15 protein-coding genes and 1 pseudogene are annotated in these 17594 nt (G+C 69.0%); 11 read left to right on the top strand and 5 right to left on the bottom strand.

Translation table 11 applies throughout. The features are described from left to right. The first annotated feature begins 54 nt into the window (after window positions 1-54). A complete protein-coding gene (locus ACFLIM_RS38260) occupies window positions 55-2655 on the top strand; it encodes an ABC transporter substrate-binding protein (protein WP_393173443.1) in 2601 nt (866 codons plus the stop codon). A gap of 70 nt (window positions 2656-2725) precedes the next feature. On the opposite strand, the pseudogene ACFLIM_RS38255 reads toward ACFLIM_RS38260, so the two are convergent. Then, window positions 2726-3832, bottom strand: a pseudogene (locus ACFLIM_RS38255) (citrate synthase 2). A gap of 182 nt (window positions 3833-4014) precedes the next feature. Here ACFLIM_RS38255 and pdxH point away from each other — a divergent pair. The 5 genes from pdxH (at window position 4015) to ACFLIM_RS38230 (ending at window position 10139) form a co-directional block, all read left to right on the top strand. Then, window positions 4015-4668, top strand: a complete 654-nt coding sequence (gene pdxH / locus ACFLIM_RS38250) for a pyridoxamine 5'-phosphate oxidase (RefSeq protein WP_393173441.1) — start codon at window positions 4015-4017, stop codon at window positions 4666-4668. 11 nt (window positions 4669-4679) lie between these two features. Next, complete coding sequence (locus ACFLIM_RS38245; protein ID WP_393173439.1) at window positions 4680-5915, top strand: MFS transporter; 1236 nt, start codon at window positions 4680-4682, stop codon at window positions 5913-5915. Between the two features lie 386 nt (window positions 5916-6301). Continuing rightward, window positions 6302-7006 carry a metal-dependent transcriptional regulator gene (locus ACFLIM_RS38240; protein WP_393173437.1) on the top strand — a complete coding sequence of 235 codons (705 nt, stop codon included), beginning with the start codon at window positions 6302-6304 and terminating at the stop codon, window positions 7004-7006. Window positions 7007-7129: 123 nt separating this feature from the next. Then, entirely contained in the window at window positions 7130-9352 is a 2223-nt protein-coding gene (locus ACFLIM_RS38235; RefSeq protein WP_393173435.1) for an ATP-binding SpoIIE family protein phosphatase, read from the top strand. 16 nt (window positions 9353-9368) lie between these two features. After that, on the top strand, window positions 9369-10139 hold the full coding sequence (locus ACFLIM_RS38230; protein WP_393173433.1) for an alpha/beta fold hydrolase: 771 nt from the start codon (window positions 9369-9371) through the stop codon (window positions 10137-10139). Here ACFLIM_RS38230 and ACFLIM_RS38225 read toward each other — a convergent pair. After that, window positions 10136-10297, bottom strand: a complete 162-nt coding sequence (locus ACFLIM_RS38225; RefSeq protein WP_393173431.1) for a hypothetical protein — start codon at window positions 10295-10297, stop codon at window positions 10136-10138. The genes ACFLIM_RS38230 and ACFLIM_RS38225 overlap by 4 nt on opposite strands. A gap of 38 nt (window positions 10298-10335) precedes the next feature. Beyond that, complete coding sequence (locus ACFLIM_RS38220; protein WP_393173429.1) at window positions 10336-11481, bottom strand: acyl-CoA dehydrogenase family protein; 1146 nt, start codon at window positions 11479-11481, stop codon at window positions 10336-10338. A gap of 177 nt (window positions 11482-11658) precedes the next feature. On the opposite strand from ACFLIM_RS38220, the gene ACFLIM_RS38215 reads away from it, so the two are divergent. Both ACFLIM_RS38215 and ACFLIM_RS38210 read left to right on the top strand, forming a co-directional pair. Continuing rightward, window positions 11659-12993, top strand: coding sequence for a hypothetical protein (locus ACFLIM_RS38215; RefSeq protein WP_393173427.1), 1335 nt, complete (start codon window positions 11659-11661; stop codon window positions 12991-12993). Continuing rightward, on the top strand, window positions 12993-13808 hold the full coding sequence (locus ACFLIM_RS38210; protein WP_393173425.1) for a class F sortase: 816 nt from the start codon (window positions 12993-12995) through the stop codon (window positions 13806-13808). The genes ACFLIM_RS38215 and ACFLIM_RS38210 overlap by 1 nt, the downstream gene beginning before the upstream one ends. A gap of 253 nt (window positions 13809-14061) precedes the next feature. Here the strand turns inward: ACFLIM_RS38210 and ACFLIM_RS38205 are convergent, their stop codons facing one another. Then, complete coding sequence (locus ACFLIM_RS38205) at window positions 14062-14415, bottom strand: hypothetical protein (protein WP_393173423.1); 354 nt, start codon at window positions 14413-14415, stop codon at window positions 14062-14064. A gap of 18 nt (window positions 14416-14433) precedes the next feature. Then, entirely contained in the window at window positions 14434-14682 is a 249-nt protein-coding gene (locus tag ACFLIM_RS38200) for a hypothetical protein (RefSeq protein WP_393173421.1), read from the bottom strand. 111 nt (window positions 14683-14793) lie between these two features. Here ACFLIM_RS38200 and ACFLIM_RS38195 point away from each other — a divergent pair, with 111 nt between their 5' ends. From ACFLIM_RS38195 to ACFLIM_RS38185, 3 genes are all read left to right on the top strand, one after another. Then, window positions 14794-15555, top strand: a complete 762-nt coding sequence (locus ACFLIM_RS38195) for a class F sortase (protein ID WP_393173419.1) — start codon at window positions 14794-14796, stop codon at window positions 15553-15555. Between the two features lie 14 nt (window positions 15556-15569). Beyond that, window positions 15570-16232 carry a hypothetical protein gene (locus ACFLIM_RS38190; protein ID WP_393173417.1) on the top strand — a complete coding sequence of 221 codons (663 nt, stop codon included), beginning with the start codon at window positions 15570-15572 and terminating at the stop codon, window positions 16230-16232. 72 nt (window positions 16233-16304) lie between these two features. Then, window positions 16305-17450: an acetyl-CoA C-acetyltransferase gene (locus tag ACFLIM_RS38185; RefSeq protein WP_393173415.1), complete on the top strand. Its 1146-nt coding sequence runs from the start codon at window positions 16305-16307 to the stop codon at window positions 17448-17450. The last annotated feature ends 144 nt before the right edge of the window (window positions 17451-17594 follow it).

Below are 17594 nucleotides of genomic sequence, written 5' to 3'. Positions count from 1 at the left end.
GCTCCTGAGACATGATGAACCACTTCCCTTGATCGCGGCTGGAGGAGCGTCCAGGTGGCCGATCTGCGAGGCGTCATCGAGGTGTTGATCCGCCGGCCCGCGTTCTGGCGCGCGGATCCGCCGCTGCCCATCGTGCTGATGACCGGCCCGCAGGCGCTCGCCGCGGTCGATCGGCTGGCCAAGCCGTTCGAGAACACCGTGCCCTATGCCCGGGTCACGGATCGCGAGCACGAGTCGGTCCTGGGCCTGGTGAAGTCGCTGGCGGGTGAGCAGGGCCGGCTGGGCAAGCCGGTGGGCGGGTCGCTCCTGCCGCCGCCGCGCTTCCCGCTCGCCCAGTTCGTGTTGTGGGCGAGGGAGAAGCCGGAGGGCGCCGCCGACTGGCCGCCCGATCCGCAGTCGCACACGGACTACCAGGCGTTCAAGAAGCGCCTCAAGGAATGGCGGAGGGGCAAGAGCGGCGGCGACGGCGATGTCAAGACGTCGGCCGACTTCCTGGCACGGGCCGCCACGACCTGGGTGCCGGTCGGCACCCTGGCCGTCTGGTGGGCCGGCGGCGCCTCCGACCTCGTCGGAGTCATTCCGTGGCTGCTCGGCGCTCTGGTGGCGCTGGCGGGCACCGCGGCGCAGGGCATGTTGTCGATCCGGGGATCGCTCTTCACCGGCTGGTTCGCCCAGAAGCCGGACCTGAAGAGGAGACGTTTCGAGCGGCTGCCGCAATACGCCCTGCGCCTGGCGGCCGCGGGCGACGAGGAGATCGAGGAGTTGCTGGTCCACGCGTTGATGCAGGACCTGCACGAGGCGTACAAGAAGTGGATCATTCCGTGGCCGAGCTGGGGCAGGGGGCAACATTGCCTCCTGGTCCTCCAGGCCGGCGATCCGGCCAGGCCCAACGCGCGGTTCCTGCGGTTGATGGAGGAGATCACCAAGAAGACCGGGCTGTTCGCCCCGATGGTCGTGCTGGCGGCCGTGCCGGACGGCACGCCCGCGCCGCAGGCGAGACCGGCGGATCTGGGCGATCTCGAGAAGACGGTACGGCAGTGGCGGACCACGGCTCGGCTGGGCGTGCCCGATCTGCGATTGACCATCGAGGCCACGGACCTGCCCCCGGACCCGCCGGGCGACACGTCGTCGCCGCGCCGCGCGCGGGCCAAGGGCTACTGGGCGGCGATGGCGCTGCTGCTGGTCGTCCCGCTCGCGCTGGTCTACTGGATCCAGCGGGACAGGGACGGACACTGCGGTGGCCTGCCCTGGGCCGAGCGGATCGGGAGCGAGTGCGTCGGCATCGTCAACGCGACCCGGGCCACGCCTGACGACCTGTTCGACGGCGAGGTGAAGCAGCTGATCAAGAAGATCGACGCGAACAACGTCTACGCCACGGACTCCGGGCGGTATGTCGGCATGGTCCTGTTCGGCGAGTTCTCGATCAGGAAGACCGCGCCGGACGACACCCGGCTCGCCGCCGCGATCTCCGAGCTCGCGGCGGTCGAGGAGTACCAGCGGACGGTTTCGAGCACTCCCCGGTTACGCGTGCTGATCGCGAACGCGGGCGACAACTTCGGCCATGGTCGCAGGACGGCCCAGCTCATCACCGAGATGGCCGGGCAGGACCCGCACGTCATGGGCGTGGTGGGCCTGCCGCGCAGCGTGACGGGCGTCAGCGAGGCGATCGGCGAACTGCACCTGGCGAAGATCCCGATGGTGGCGAGCACCGCGACCGCGGACGCGCTCGGCTACATCAAGAACGCCGCCGAGCCCGACGGCCCCGGCGATCCATCCCCCTACTACTTCCACGTGGGTCCGACGAACATCCGCCAGGCGACATTGGGCGCCCGATTCGCCCGGCAGACCCTCCTCCAGGGCGATGACAGCCCCTCCGCGGCCATCGTCGAGGACCGGTCGCCGACCGACGAGTACACCAACAACCTGGCCGAGGACTTCGAGACGGCGCTGAAGAAGGAGGGCGTCGAGGTCACGGGCCGGATCCCGTACACCGTCGACGAGGGCGGGATCTCCTCGGCCGCGGAGCAGGCGTGCAAGCTCGAGCCGGACGTCCTCGTCTACGCGGGACGCGCGTCCGAGTTCCGTGCCTTCCTCAAGTCGATCGAGGGCCAGGCCTGCGGTGAGGTGAAGGTGATCGCGGGCGACGACGTCGTCAAGGTGGTGAGCGACCACGGCGACGAGATCGCGAACATGAAGCAGGTCGAGGTCCACTTCATGGCGCTGGCCAACCGGGCGTTGTGGCCGCGCGGTTCGGCCACCGCGTTCGTCAGCAAGCTGCAGAACGGCGGCCTCGCGAAGGCCTCGGACGACAACCTCATCCTCACGTACGACGCGGCTGACGTGGTCTACCGGGCCGCCAACACCGCCTACCGGGCCGCCAGCACGGCAGGCGGGCAGGAGGACGAACGGCTGCCCAGCCGCGGCGACATCCTCTACCGGCTGGCCCTCACGTCAGGGAGCTCGTCGTGGGCGGGATCCAGCGGGGTGGTGGACTTCAACGCCACAGAGCGGCACACCCCCACCGACAAGGCGATCGCGATCATGAAGGTGGCGCGGTCGGAGTTCGGTTACGCGCTGCCCGTCGTGCGTTGCGGCCGGCTGGACACCAACGAGCCGCCCCGGAAGGACGATCGGTGCACCGACCTGCCTAACTGACACCGCGCAGGCGTCCCAGACGAAACGAACGGCTGCCGCGGCGGATGCGCGGCAGCCGGACGGATCGGAGTCAGATGATGCCGGCGACCTCGGCGGCGCCGGGCACGTCGCTCAGGGGACGCGAGGCCGGGCCGATGTAGTTCGCGCTCGGGCGGACCAGCCTGCCGGTCAGCTTCTGCTCCAGGATGTGCGCGGCCCAGCCGGCTGTGCGGGCGCAGGTGAACATCGAGGTGAACATGTGGGAGGGCACCTCGGCGAAGTCGAGCACCACGGCCGCCCAGTATTCCACGTTCGTGGCGAGCACCCGGTCGGGCTTGCGCGCGTGCAGCTCCTCCAGCGCGGCCTGCTCCAGCGCCGCCGCGACCTCGTAGCGGGGCGCGTCGAGCTCCTTGGCGGTACGGCGGAGCACGCGTGCGCGCGGGTCCTCGGCGCGGTAGACGCGGTGGCCGAAGCCCATGAGCCGGTTGCCCTTGTCGAGCTCGCTCTGGACGTACTTCTTGGCGTCGCCGAGCTGCTCCACGCCCTCGATCATGTGCAGCACCCGCGCGGGGGCGCCGCCGTGCAGCGGACCGGACATGGCGCCCACGGCGCCGGAGAGCGCGGCGGCCACGTCGGCGCCGGTGGAGGCGATGACGCGGGCGGTGAACGTGGAGGCGTTCATGCCGTGCTCGGCCGCGGAGGTCCAGTAAGCGTCGATGGCCTTGACGTGCTTGGGATCAGGCTAACCGCGCCAGCGGATCATGAAACGTTCGACGATGGTCTTGGCCTCGTCCACCCGGCTCTGCGGCACCATCGGCAGGCCGAGCCCGCGCGCGGACTGCGCGACGAACGAGAGCGCCATCACGGAGGCACGGGCGAGCTGGTCGCGGGCCTCCTGGTCACTGATGTCGAGCAGGGGCCTGAAGCCATAGGCCGGAGCCAGCATGGCCAGCGCGCTCTGCACGTCTACGCGGATGTCACCGGAGTGGACAGGGATGGGGTACGGCTCCGCCGGCGGCAGGCCCGGCTGGAACTTGTTGTCGACCAGCAGGCCCCAGACCGCCCCGAACGGGACCCGGCCGACCAGCTCTTCGATGTCGACGCCCCGGTATCGCAGGGCGCCCCCTTCTTTGTCCGGTTCCGCGATCTCGGTCTCGAAAGCTACGACGCCTTCGAGCCCGGGTTTGAAGTCGGACATACTCGGCCGCCTCCCTTTCTTGCCATGTTTCGGCAATGCAATGCCTTGATGTCGAGATACCGGCGGGTCAATTTAACCCCTTACCAGGTCATGGTCGGTCGTGGGACCCGCCGTTGGGCCAAACCCGCTGGTGGAGGGCCCTGCATGAGATCCACCACACAAGCGCGCAAGAATACCGTCTCGTGGATGCCACCCCGCGCCCGCCCACGCTGGCGGGGCTTCGCCGTACGTACGAGGGCGAGCCGCTGCTCGAATCAGACCTCGCGTCCGACCCCATCGCGCAATTCACCACCTGGTTCCAGGACGCGCTCGACGCCGGCCTGCCCGAACCCAACGCCATGGTCCTGGCCACCGCCTCCGCGGGCGGCCGCCCCAGCGCCAGGACGGTCCTGCTGAAGGGCTGCGACGAACGCGGATTCGTCTTCTACACCAACTACGAGTCCCGCAAGGGCCGCGACCTGGCCGAGAACGCCCGCGCGTCACTGCTGTTCCCCTGGCACCCGATCCGCCGCCAAGTACGCATCGAGGGCACCGTGACCCGGATATCCCACGAGGAGTCGGCCGCGTACTTCAACTCCCGCCCGTACGGCTCGCGCATCGGGGCCTGGGCCTCGCGGCAGTCGGCCGTCGTGCGGTCCAGGGAGGAGCTGGACGCCCGCTACGAGGAGCTGGCGGCGCGCTGGCCGGAGGATCCGCCGGTGCCCGACTTCTGGGGCGGTTACCGGGTGAGACCGATCGAGATGGAGTTCTGGCAGGGGCAGCTCGACCGGATGCACGACAGGCTCCGCTACCGGCGTACGAGACCCGGCTGGGTCCTGGAGAGGCTGGCCCCTTAAAGTCGCTTAACGTGACAATCGGGGAGCTGGTCAAGCGGCATCTGGTAGATACGAGGCCGCTCGGCGTGCCCGAGTACCGGCGGATCTGGCTCGGGCAGGCCGTCTCCCAACTGGGCGTCGGCGTGACCGTCGTCGCCGTCGGCCAGCAGGTCTGGGAGCTCACCCACTCCTCGTTCTGGGTCGGGCTGCTCGGCATGGCCAACCTGATCCCGCTGATCGTGTTCGGCCTGTGGGGCGGGGCGGTCGCCGACGCCGTGGACCGGCGCAAGCTGCTCATCGTCGGCTCGTTCATCGCCTGGTCGGCCACCCTGCTCATCCTCGTACAGGCGCTGCTCGACCTGCGCAACCTCTTCCTGATCTTCGCCGCGGTCGCGGTGAACTCCACCGGCTTCGCCATCACCGGCCCCACCAGGGGCGCGATCATCCCCAGGATCCTCGAGCCGGAGCTGGTGCCCTCGGCCAACGCGCTCAACTCGCTGGTGTACAGCATGGGCGCGGTGGCGGGGCCGATGATCGGCGCGGTCGTGATGGCCTCCGTCGGGTTCGGGGGCGCGTACGCGGTGGATGCCCTGCTGTTCACCGGGAGCCTCTACGCGGCGCTCAAGTTGCCCTCACTGCCCCCGCTGGGCGAGGTAACGCGCCCGGGGGCCCGCGCGGTGGTCGAGGGGCTCAGCTTCATTCTCAGGAGCCCCGTGCTGCTGATGTCGTTCGTCGTGGACATCATCGCGATGATGTTCGCCCTGCCGCGGGCGCTCTTCCCCGAGCTCACGGCAGAGAGGTTCGGCGGCTCGATGATCGCGCTCGGCTGGATGACCTCCGCGATGGCCATCGGCTCCGTCGTCGGCGCGCTGTTCTCCGGCTGGGTCGGCCGCGTCTCGCGGCAGGGGGTCGCGCTCGTCGTCGTCATCGCCGTCTGGGGCGTGGCCGTGGCCGCCGCGGGGTTCGCGCACGACCTCTGGCTCGTCGTGGTGTTCATGGCCGTCGGAGGGTTGGCGGACGTGATCTCGTCGGTGTGGCGGCAGTCGATCCTGCAGTTGTACGCGCCCGACGAGATGCGGGGGCGGCTGCAGGGGGCGTTCATGGTGGTCGTGGCGGGCGGGCCGCGCCTGGGTGACCTGCGGGCCGGTGCCACGGCGACGGTGTTCGGGCTGACCGGGGCCTGGGTGGGCGGCGGCATCGCGTGCGCCGTCGCGGTGCTGATCGTCGGGCTGTCGGTGGCCGGTTTCCGGAACTACAGAGCGCGCTAGGCGGCCGCCGGCTTCTGGCGGATCCTTCTCTTACCGCGCAAAGTGAAAGAGAAGTTCTTGACCGCGTTCGTTAGATATACGTTATGGCCGCTCGACCCCCGGCCTCTTCCAAAATGCGCCCGCCAGACCCGCGAACGGGCCTCTGCCGGTCGGCCACGACCCTCCCCGAACATGGTCTGCGTGCGAGGCCGCACCCCTGGCAGCAGGCCGCCGCGCTGCGCGGCGACGCGAGGTCGAGCCGGTCGGGAAGGAACTCGGCCGCACCGTTGTTGCCGTCCTTAACCATCGTCGGTCGTTCTCCCAATAGAGTTTCTGTGATTCCTGTGCCCACCGCGGATGGGCTCAGCCCCTGCCATGACCGGCGTAACATTTAGTTGGGAGGAGCCTTGACCGCACACGGCCTGATCGACACGACGGAGATGTATCTCCGCACTATTTTCGAGCTCGAAGAGGAGGGCATCGTCCCCCTTCGTGCCCGCATAGCAGAGCGCCTCGCACAGAGCGGCCCCACCGTCAGCCAGACCGTCGCCCGCATGGAGCGCGACGGCCTCGTCCGAGTCGAGGGTGACCGGCACCTGTCGATGACCGACCTGGGCCGCACGCTGGCCACCCGCGTGATGCGCAAGCACCGCCTCGCCGAATGCCTGCTGACCCAGGTGATCGGGCTTCCGTGGGAAGACGTGCACATCGAGGCGTGCCGCTGGGAGCACGTCATGTCGGAGTCCGTCGAGTCGCGCCTGGTGACGCTGCTCGACAACCCCACCGTCTGCCCGCATGGCAACCCCATCCCCGGGCTCGGCGAGCTGGGCGCCAAGGAGGTGGCCGAGGGCGGCGCCAACGTGCTGACCTCGATGTCCGACCTGGCAGGACCGAGAGATGTGCCCGTCGTGGTGCGTCGAATTAGCGAACAAGTGCAAAGCGATCCTGCTGTGATGCTTAAACTCAAGCAAGTTGGGATACAACCCGGACGCGAGGTGACGCTCGCGGCGAGCGACGACGGTGTGCGGGTGACAGGTGACGGTGACGCGAACGACACTCCCGCGGAGCTTCCGCGTGATGTCGCCGCGCACGTTTTTGTCTCCAAGCGCTGACGCGCACGCAGCTGCTTGGTTGAATCCCTCTTGGGAGGCCCTCCACTCTCCCCTGGCCAAGACTGTTGCAGGAGCGCCCGTGGTCCGCTTTGCAGACACGCCACCCCGAGGAGTGGTCTCCGGATGAAGCGATGGGGGGATCTGTCACAAGAAGCGGCTGATCACCTTGCTGCCGGTTCCGTGCTCGACCATGCTGAAATGGCCGTGGTCGTCACCGACCGGTTCAGCAACCTCCTCTACTGGAACCCGTTCGCCGAGAAACTCTTCGGCCGTCCGGGCAAATCGCCGCTGCGCGACACGTCCGTCCTGTCCCTCGGGATCATGGAGAAGGACCACCCGATGGCCATCGAGCTGGCCAAGCACGTGCTCACCGGCGGCGTCTGGGAAGGCACGTTCGACGTCAGGCGCGGCGACGGCACCATCGTCTACGTACGCGCCCAGGCCGTGCCGCTGCGCCACTCGTCCGGCTCGGTGACGGGCATCGTCATCCTGGCCCGCGAGGCGCTGCGCAGCAACGAGCGCGAAAAGGACCGCTTCGGCCTGCTGGAGCGCATCGGCGAGCGGCTGGCCGGCTCCCTCTACGTCGAGGAGACGCTCAAACGCGTCGCCGAGATGCTGATCCCGCAGTTCGCCGACCACTGCTTCATCGAGCTGATGGAGGGTGACCGGCTCGTCCGCCGGGTCTCTGAGCACGTGCAGGGGTGGACGCCCCCGTCGGGAACATGGAAGCCGGTGGGCGCGGAGATCCGCTACCCCACCGGCCACTACGCGGACACCGCACTGCGCCGCCAGGAGACGATCCTGGTGGAGAACTTCGCGACCAGCAACTTCCCCTCCGCTCACGAGGGCAGCGCCCGGCTGTGCGGCGAGATAGGCATGACCTCGGCCATCGTCGCCCCCCTCCTGGTACGCGGCGAGACGCTCGGATTGATGTACCTCGGCCTGTCCAACCTCACCGACCGGCGTAGCCCCCACTACGACGCCTTCGACCGCGACTTCGTGGGCGCCATCGCCACCAGGGTCGCGCTGGCGATCGACAACGCGTTGCTGTTCGAGGAGGAGCGGCACACGGCGGAGTCGTTCCAGAAGCACCTGCTGCCCAGGGCGCTGCCCCAGCTCGACGGCCTGCAGATCGCGGTGCGCTACTACCCGGCGGCCCCGCTGGCCTCACACGGGCAGGGCATCCAGACGCAGGTGGGCGGCGACTGGTACGACGTGATCCCGCTGTCGGCCGGCCGCGTCGGCATCGTGATCGGCGACGTCGAGGGCAGGGGCGCCAAGGCGGCCGCCATCATGGGCCAGCTCAGGGCGGCGCTGCGGGCCTTCGCGCAGGACGACAAGTCGCCCGCCGACATCCTGGCCAGGCTCGACGAGTGGACCCGCATCATCGCCACGCCCGAGCAGGACGACAACGGCGCCGACGTCAGCGTCCCGCCCATCGTGACCTGCCAATACCTGGTCTACGACGCCTGGTCCCGGCAGCTGTCCTTCGCCAACGCGGGCCACGCGCCGCCGCTGCTGCTGGTCGACGGCCAGTGCGTCGACCTCGACATCGAGGAGGTCGGCCAGCCGCTCGGGGTGCGCGCCAAGGGCATGCACGCCGACCTGGTCTACAAGGAGGAGACCCGCGACCTCCCGCCGGGCGCGGCGCTGCTCCTCTACACCGACGGCCTGATCGACCGCCGCCCCGGCCGCGACGGCCGGATGCCGAGCGAGGAGGAGACGCTCGGCGTGCTCCGCGACAAGCTCGCCAAGATGTCCGACGCCGAGGTCGAACGCATCGCCGACGCCGCCACGGTGGCGGTGCCCGGCGAGATCGACGACGACATGGCGATCCTGGTCGTCCGCTCCAGCGACGTGAACCTCGACATGGAGGAGCGCACGTTCCCCGCCCAGCCCATCATGGTGGGCGAGGCGCGCCGGATGGCGTCGGAGGCGTTCTCGGGCTGGAACGTGCCGGAGGAGCGGGCCGAGCTGGCCTGCCTGCTCGTCTCCGAGGTCGTGACCAACGTGGTGCTGCACGCCGCCACCGCCAGCGTGCCGCGCAGGGAGCTGGTCGTGGAGGGGCCGCCGCTGCCGTTCGAGGAGTCCTGGGACATGCCGGGCTTCGAGGACGAAGTGGTCGGCGACAAGGAGTTCACGCTACGGCTGCGCAGGGGCGAGGAGTCGGTCTGGGTCGAGGTGTTCGACCAGGACCTGCGGCTGCCGCGGATCCGCAGCGCGGGAGAGAACGACGAGGGCGGGCGCGGCCTCTACCTGGTCGATCAGCTCGCCCGGCGGTGGGGGTCGCGACCCACCAGGGAAGGCAAAGCGGTCTGGTTCGAGATTCCCACCCGCAGCAGGTGAATGATTCACTGGCGGCATGGAGCTGGCCTTCGAACGACGGGGCACCGGCGCGCCGCTGATCCTCATCCACGGCATCGGTCACCACTGGCAGGCCTGGCTGCCGGTGATGGATCGGCTGGCGGTCTCCCGCACGGTGATCGCGGTCGACCTGCCCGGCTTCGGAGTGTCGCCGGGCCTGCCTGACCGTACCCCGTACACCGCCGAGTCGCTGGCCGACGCCGTCGAGTCCTTCTGCGCGCTGCTCGGCGTCCGCGACCCGCACGTGGCGGGCAACTCGCTGGGCGGCTACATCGCGCTGGAGCTGGCCTCGCGCGGTGTCGTACGTACGGCCACGGCGTTGTCGCCCGCCGGCTTCTGGTCGCGTTCCGAGCTGCTCTACTGCCAGTCGATACTTCGCGGACTGCGGGCCGGGGCCAGGTCGATGCCCGTCGCCAAGGCGCCTGCGTTCCTGCGGGCCGTGTCCACCGGGGTGCTGGTCGCCCACCCGTCGAGGCAGGAGCCGACCGCGCTGGCCGCGGCCACCCAGGCGCTGGCCGAGGCGAGCGGCTTCGACGAGACGCTGGAGTCGTTCGCCGGGCTGATGCCGCCGGCGCCGCCGAAGTCGCCCATCACGATCGCGTGGGGCGAGCACGACCGGCTCCTGCTGCGCCGCCAGGCGGTGCGCGCGGCCCGGTGGTCGGGGCAGCGGGTCAAGCTGCTGAAAGGCTGCGGCCATGTGCCGATGAGCGATGATCCCGAGCTCGTGGCGCGGGTCATCCTCGAATCGTCCCGGCACCCGGCCGGCTAACGCATGGTCTGGCCCCAGACGAGCAGCATGACGATGATGAACACGACCATCACGCCGACATAGCCGATCGGCCCCAGGCGGATCGCCCGGCGCACGCGGTTGAGGCCCCAGGCGAAGATCAGCGCCAGGAAGACCAGGAGGATCAGGCCGCCGTCCATGCTGTCCAGTATGCGGCGTAGTCCCGCTTCCCGCGCTGTCAGAAGCCGAATGACCTCCCGATGATCTCTTTCATGATCTCGGTAGTGCCCCCGTAGATCGTCTGGACCCGGCTGTCCACCCACGCCTTGGCGACCGGGTATTCCATCATGTAGCCGTAGCCGCCGTGCAGTTGGAGGCAGCGGTCGATGAGCTTGGTCTGCAGCTCGGTGGTCCACCACTTGGCCTTGGCCGCGTCCACCACGGTCAGCTGTTTGGCGTTGAGCGCCAGGATGCACTTGTCGACGTAGTGGCGGGCGATCTCGGTCTCGGTGGCCAGCTCCGCCAGGACGAACCGGGTGTTCTGGAACGAACCGATGCTGCGCCCGAATGCCTGGCGGGTCCTGCAGTACTCGATGGTCTGCTCCAGCACGGCCTCGGCCGCGGCCACCGCCGCCACGGCGATCGACAGGCGTTCCTGCGGCAGGTTGTTCATGAGCTGGACGAAGCCTTCGCCGTCGGTGGGGCCGAGGCGGTTGGCCACCGGCACGCGTACGTTCTCGAAGAACAACTCGGCCGTGTCCTGGGCCTTCATGCCGATCTTCTCGAGGTTGCGCCCCCGGCCGAACCCCTCCATGCCGCGCTCCACGACCAGCAGCGTCGTCCCCCTGGCGCCCGCCTCGGGGTCCGTCTTGGCCACCACGACCACGAGGTCGGCGTTGATCCCGTTCGTGATGAACGTTTTCTGCCCGTTGACGACGTAGTGGTCGCCCTCGCGGATGGCCGTGGTCCTGATCCCCTGAAGATCGCTGCCCGCCCCCGGCTCGCTCATCGCGATCGCCGTGATCAGCTCGCCACCGACGAACCCGGGCAACCACCGCTGCTTCTGCTCGTCGTTGCTCAGATCCACGATGTACGGCGCCATGATGTCGTTGTGCAGCGAGAAACCGAGCCCGGACGCGGCACTCCTGATGATCTCCTCGACGATGACCGCGTTGTACCGGAAGTCCGTGACCCCCGCGCCGCCATACTCCTCCGGCACCGAGAACCCGAACATGCCCAGCTCACCGGCCTTCTTCCAGACCTCGCGCGGGACGATGCCGTCCTTCTCCCACTGCTCGTGATGAGGCACGACCTCGCGGGCCATGAACTCCCGCACGGTCTCACGGAAGAGCAGGTGCTCCTCGTCGAAGAGGTCTCGCTGCATCAGTCGCCTCCCGAATAGGATTCTGTTACCCGCAGGTATACCCCTTTTTCTGGTACGGCGGGCGCCGGTGGACACGGGTTCATCACAAGTGTCCGAAGAGGCGCTATTTGGCATGTGTTGCAGGTGTTTCGACTCTAGGCTCTCCCTCGGTCTATCTGTGGGCGATCGGAGTCTCCCGTGAGTCGGTGGCGCAAGGCGTTGATCGCCGCATCGGTGGGCATGGCCGCGTCCGCGGCATACGTTGTGACGTCCTCGATCCCGGGCGAGGCCCAGGCTTCGCTGGTGGCCGACTACCACTGCACGGGGGGCATCGCGGGCGGGGGCGTGGACCTGGAGGCCCGGATGACCCCGCAGGTCGAGGCGGGCACCATGAACGTCCGCTGGGACATGTCGTACAAGAACGTGAAGCAGTTCGGCTCGCCGGGCTTCTTCGTCCCGGGATCGTCCCTGAATCTGGAGGGCGTCGTGGACATCAGCGGCGCCTGGCTCGGCCAGCTCCGGCCCAGGGGCGGCCAGGAGCAGGACGAGCTGGTGCCGGGTGACTACCTGGACCTTCCCGAGGGGTTATCCGACAGCGCGTCCCTCACGCGTTCCGGCACCATCCGCTTCAAGCCCACCACGTTGACCGTCAGGTTCACGCCCGCCGAGGGCGAGGTGATGGTCAACAACAACCGGCAGGTCACCTACGCAGGTGCGTGGACCCATGAGTACACCGCGCCGGAATACTCCGATTTCCTCCACGACGTGCAGAAGACCAGCGAGCAAGGCGCCGTCGCCAAGCTGGAGTTCTTCGGCACGAAGGTGGCCTACATCGGCAGGCGGGCACCGAACCTCGGGCCGATCCGGGTGATCCTCGACGGGGAGGCCGTCACCGACCCCCTGGTCGAGCCGGGCCTGGACCGCAGCGGGAACGCCATGACGGGCACCGAGACCGAAGAGGTCCTCTGGGAGTCCCCGCAGCTGGAGTACAAGAAGCACACCATCGAGGTGGTCAACACCGAGGCCAAGGACGCCTATCTGGACGCGTTCCAGGTGATCACCGGCGACATCCCCGAGCCACCGGCCCTCAACCAGGCCGTCTGCGCGCTGCAGGGCGACCCCGGCGCCATCGACATCACCGTCCCCGGCGCCACGCCGACCCAGACGGACGATCCGACGGATGAGCCGCCCACCGACAACCCGACGGACAACCCGACCTCGACGTCCACCGCGACCAACACGGCCCCGCAGGGCAACACCACGACCATCGGCCCAGGGAACGTGATCGTGGTTCCCCGGGCGACCGGCTCCGGCTCGGCCACGCCCAAGGCCACCGGGCCGACCGCGACCAGGTACTACAAGGCCCAGATCCCCCAGACCCCCAAGGGTGGCGTGGACAGCGGTGAGGCGCCGGATCCCGGCGATCAGCCGTACGGGCTCATGACCAGCGGAGCGGCGCTGGTGATGGGAAGCGCCGGCGGCGGGCTGCTGCTGCGCCGGCGCAGGGCCGCGCACGCAGGAGGAGCGAAGTGATGGCCGAGCAGCAGAAGCCACCGACGCCGCAGCCGGCGCCGCAGAAGACGCCGATGCAGCGGGCGTTGCCAGGGCTGCTGATCGCCGGTTCGCTGGGTGGCGTCGGCATCGTCATGGTGAGCCTGCTCTCGCTGGCGCCCCCTGTGGACGACGGCTCGGGCTCGCTCGCGGCGGCGCAGGACCAGCCGACGAAGGTGGAGGTCCAGAACGCGGGCGCGTTCGTCCTGCCGGCCACCGTGGGACCCGGGGGCAAGGACGTACCCCTGACCCCGGCCCGCCTGGACGCACCCCCGCCCCTGGCCGCCGTGCCCGTCGTCTCCCCGTTCACCCCGGTCAAGACCAAGACGGCCAAGGTCAAGGCCCAGCCGATCCGCATCAAGATCCCCAAGATCAAGGTCAACGCCCCGATCGGCGCCGTCACCATGGACGCCAAGGGCAAACTGGGCACCCCGCCGCTCACCAAGCCGAGCCAGACCGGCTGGTACCGTGGCTCGCCGCTGCCCGGCGAGCTCGGCTCCGCGATCATCAACGGCCACGTGAGCACCCGCAAGGGCCCCGCCGTCTTCGACCGCCTGCGCGAGCTGGCTAAGGGAGACCAGATCTACGTGTACCGGTCGGACAAGAAGGTCACCCGGTACACGGTGAGCGGGATCGAGCAAGCCAGCAAGACCTCGTTCCCGACATCCAGGGTGTACGGGAACACGAACAACTCCCAGCTGAGGCTCATCACCTGTGGTGGGGTCTTCAACCAGACAGCGCACAGTTACACGGACAACATCGTCGTGTACGCAACGTTGTCGAAGAAGAAGGGCTGAGGAGGAACCTGTGGCCGATTTGGCGGTTTACGGGAAGTTGACAGGGACAGTTCGTAAGATCTCAACCTATCCGTGACAATCGGCTGGGATTCTGGCACGACTGTTGATACTGCGCTGAAATGGAGATGGAAGTGCTGACGTCCAAGGCGCGGCGCCGCCTCGCCCTCAAGACATCCGCTATGGCCGTCCTAGGTGCAGGGATCTTCGGTGCGATACCCGTCGTTGCCGCGATTGCGGCTCCGGTAGATGTGGCTTACACCTGCGGGCCTATGGGGGCCTCGGATGCGGGCGAGACCATCCCGTTCCGGATGGAGCTGAGGACTCCGGCTGGGGCCATCACGCCCAGCGCTACGGTGACGGTCACCTGGGACATTGCCCAGCCGACGAACACCGCGAGCCTGCTGGTGGCACCGTCGGCGATCACCCCAAGCAGCACCGTGGTGGCATCGGGCGTGGTCACCCCCAGCGGGACGCCGATCTCTTCGGCCCCGATCACCGCCGCGGCCACCGCCACGCCGCTGACGACCATTTCGGCCAACTCCGCCATGCCGCTGCCGACCATGACCATGGTGGTCAGGCCGACCGCGACGGGAACGATCGCGCTCAAGGGCGGCGGGTTCACGCTCTACGTGAACGGCGCCGGGTGGTATGAGTGCCAGCCGGGCACCTCCGGCGGTCCCTCCGCCAACCTGGTCGTCACGACCGGCAGCACGTCGACGTCGACCTCCACGAGCACGTCGACGACTTCGTCGACTCCGACCACGAGCACCCCCAGGAGCACGAGGACCAGCACTGCGACGGTGACTGTCACCCCCACCAGCAGCAGGAAGTCCCAGACCCCCAAGGCCGGGGCCGACACGGGCGCGGGTGGCATGATGGGCCCTGACGGCCGGATGTTCATCCTCGTCGGCACCGTCCTGGTCGGGGCCGCCGCCGCAGGCGGTCTCATCATGCGTCGTCGTAACGCCACCCGAGGCTGACCCACGTGTCCGAGTACTACGGCTACGGCGGCGGGCCCGTACCGCCGCCTGAGGACAAGGGGAGCACGGCGCTCAGGACCGTGCTGATCGTGGCCGCCATCGCCGGCGTCGTCACCGTCGTGGCCGGGTTGCTGATCGTGCTGAAGTCCCCCGACGAGTACGGCCTGGCCAGCAACCGGGACAACCTGGCCCTGGAGGCGCAGCCCGACGGGAAGGCCTCCGGGAAGCCCGAGCAGGCGTTGTTCCAGGCCGCGCCCGACGTGCCGCCGCCGTTGCCGCAGATCACGCCGGCGCCGCCGATGTTGCCCTCCACGCCCATCCGGATCGTGATCAAGAGGCTGGGGATCAACGCGCCGATCAAGTCCATCGGGCTGGCCAAGGACGGGACCATCCAGGTGCCGCCGTCCAACGATCCCAACCTGGTCGGGTGGTACCGGAACATGTCCACCCCGGGTGAGGCGGGGCCGGCCGTGCTGCTCGGGCACAAGGACACCCGGACGCGCAGCGCCGTGTTCAGCCGGCTGTACGAGATCAAGAACGGCGACGCCATCGAGGTCAAGCGCCAGGACAGGACCACCGCCGTGTTCACGGTCGGCGGCGTGGAGCAGGCGAGCAAGAAGACGTTCCCCACCCAGCGTGTCTACGGGGCACAGGACAACGCCCAGCTTCACCTCATCACCTGCGGCGGGACCTACGATCGTACGATCGGGCACTACACCGACAACATCATCGTCTACGCGACGATGACGAGCTCCTATCGAAGCTGAGCGCGGAGGCGGGCATGGGCTGGATGGCGAAGCGGCGACTGCGTACGGGCCCGACGGCGGCCCTGCCCGCCAAACCCGATCCGGCCGAGCTGTTGCGGATCATCCAGCTCGCGGACCCCGGCGCCAGGAAAGACGGCGACGACATCGTGGCGACCGACGTGCGGGTGTACGCCGCGGTCGAGGCCGAGGCCGATCTGACGGGTGGCGAGCTGGAGAAGGCGTGGGCGGTCCGGGTGGCCGCCGAAGGGCCGCTGCCGCTGGACTTCTTCGACCGGTACCTCGCGGAGGGGCTGGCGTTCCGGCTCAAGGGGCTCGCGGTCACCCGGGGCGAGGTGAGCGATCCGGCCGACGGCGGCGTGGGCGGTCCCGCCGTCATCCTCCCGGTACGCCCGACCGCCGAGGAGCTGGCGCCGCTGCTGGAGCAGCAGGAGGACGACGAGTTCACCTTCGTCGCGGGCGACATCAAGGCCATGCTGGTGCCGCAGAAGGGCCAGCCGCCGGCCGTACAGGAGTTGTTGCCCTTCGCCACCGAGCTGACCGCGATCGAGCTGCGCGGCGACGAGCCGGTCAAGCTCGGCACGCTCGCCCTGGAGTTGTCCGAGGCGCTGAACGGCCTGGTCGTGGACCGGTGGCGGTTCAGGGTGGACGCGGCGGAGGACCTTGTGCCGCCTGCGTGAGCAGCCACAGAACGGCGTTCTGTTGTAGTCTGCCCCTAGTAACCGAATAATGCTCGGTTTCCAGGAGGCACTGTGGCAGAGGCGTACATCGTCGGGGCGGTCCGCACCCCGGTCGGCAAGAAGAAGGGCGGCCTTTCCACCGTCCACCCCACTGACCTGGCCGCCCACACGCTCAAGGCGCTGATCGACCGCACCGGCGTGGACCCGGCGGCGGTCGAGGATGTGATCATGGGGTGCGTCATGCAGTTCGGCCCCCAGAGCATGGACATCGCGCGGAACGCCTGGCTGTCGGCGGGGCTGCCCGAGACGACCGCCGGTGTCACCATCGATCGGCAGTGCGGCTCCTCGCAGCAGTCGATCCACTTCGCCGCCCAGGGCGTCCTGTCCGGCACCCAGGACCTGGTCGTGGCGGCCGGCGTCGAGTCGATGAGCGTCGTCCCCATGGGCTCCTCGATCACGGCCGCGCTGGAGAAGGGCATGCCGTTCCCGTTCGGCGACATGTGGGTCGAAAGGTACGGCAAGCAGGAGATCTCGCAGTTCCGCGGCGCGGAGCTGATGTGCGAGAAGTGGGGCTACACGCGGGACGTGCTGGAGCAGTACGCGTTCGAGTCCCACCAGCGGGCCGCCAAGGCCATCGCCAACGGCCACTTCAAGGACCAGATCGCGCCCATCAACGGCGTCGAGGACGACGAGGGGCCGCGGGCGGACACCACGCTGGAGAAGATGGCCGGGCTGAAGACGCTCAAGGAAGGCGGCCAGATCACCGCCGCCACCTCCTCGCAGATCTCCGACGGCTCCGGCGCGGTGCTGATCGCCTCCGAGCAGGCGGTCAGGGAGCACGGGCTGACCCCGCGCGCCCGCATCCACCAGCTCGCGCTCGTGGGCGACGACCCGGTGTACATGCTGACCGCGCCCATCCCCGCCACGCAGCGGGCGCTCAAGAAGGCCGGCATGTCGATGAGCGACATCGACGTCGTGGAGATCAACGAGGCGTTCGCGCCGGTGCCGCTGGCCTGGACGAAGGAGCTCGACGCCGACCCGGCCCGGGTCAACCCGAACGGCGGCGCCATCGCGCTCGGTCACCCGCTCGGCGGCACGGGCGCGATCCTGATGACCAAGCTCCTGCACGAGCTGGAGCGCACGGGCGGCCGGTACGGGCTGCAGACGATGTGCGAGGGCGGCGGCCAGGCCAACGTCACCATCATCGAGAGGTTGTGAGAGGTGCGGGCGCCGCCTCCTGGCGTACGGCGGAGGCGGCGCCCGCTAACTACCATCCCGGGTAGTTGTCTTAGCGGCCCTTGGGCGGGATGCGCCTGGGCGGCGCGATCGGGCGTTGCGGCATCTTGGGCAACGGCCGCGTCA

The sequence above is a fragment of the Nonomuraea marmarensis genome (assembly GCF_043197025.1).
Lineage (GTDB): Bacteria > Actinomycetota > Actinomycetes > Streptosporangiales > Streptosporangiaceae > Nonomuraea > Nonomuraea marmarensis.
The sequence above is the reverse complement of the archived record's forward strand: the minus strand, read 5'-3'. Positions and strand labels throughout refer to the sequence as shown.

Coding starts and splice junctions, on each gene's coding strand:
- ACFLIM_RS38235 (WP_393173435.1), top strand. CDS start 7,130: ATGAAGCGATGGGGGGATCTGTCACAAGAAGCGGCTGATCACCTTGCT.
- ACFLIM_RS38230 (WP_393173433.1), top strand. CDS start 9,369: ATGGAGCTGGCCTTCGAACGACGGGGCACCGGCGCGCCGCTGATCCTC.
- ACFLIM_RS38225 (WP_393173431.1), bottom strand. CDS start 10,297: ATGGACGGCGGCCTGATCCTCCTGGTCTTCCTGGCGCTGATCTTCGCC.
- ACFLIM_RS38220 (WP_393173429.1), bottom strand. CDS start 11,481: ATGCAGCGAGACCTCTTCGACGAGGAGCACCTGCTCTTCCGTGAGACC.
- ACFLIM_RS38210 (WP_393173425.1), top strand. CDS start 12,993: ATGGCCGAGCAGCAGAAGCCACCGACGCCGCAGCCGGCGCCGCAGAAG.
- ACFLIM_RS38200 (WP_393173421.1), bottom strand. CDS start 14,682: ATGCCACCCGCGCCCGTGTCGGCCCCGGCCTTGGGGGTCTGGGACTTC.
- ACFLIM_RS38190 (WP_393173417.1), top strand. CDS start 15,570: ATGGGCTGGATGGCGAAGCGGCGACTGCGTACGGGCCCGACGGCGGCC.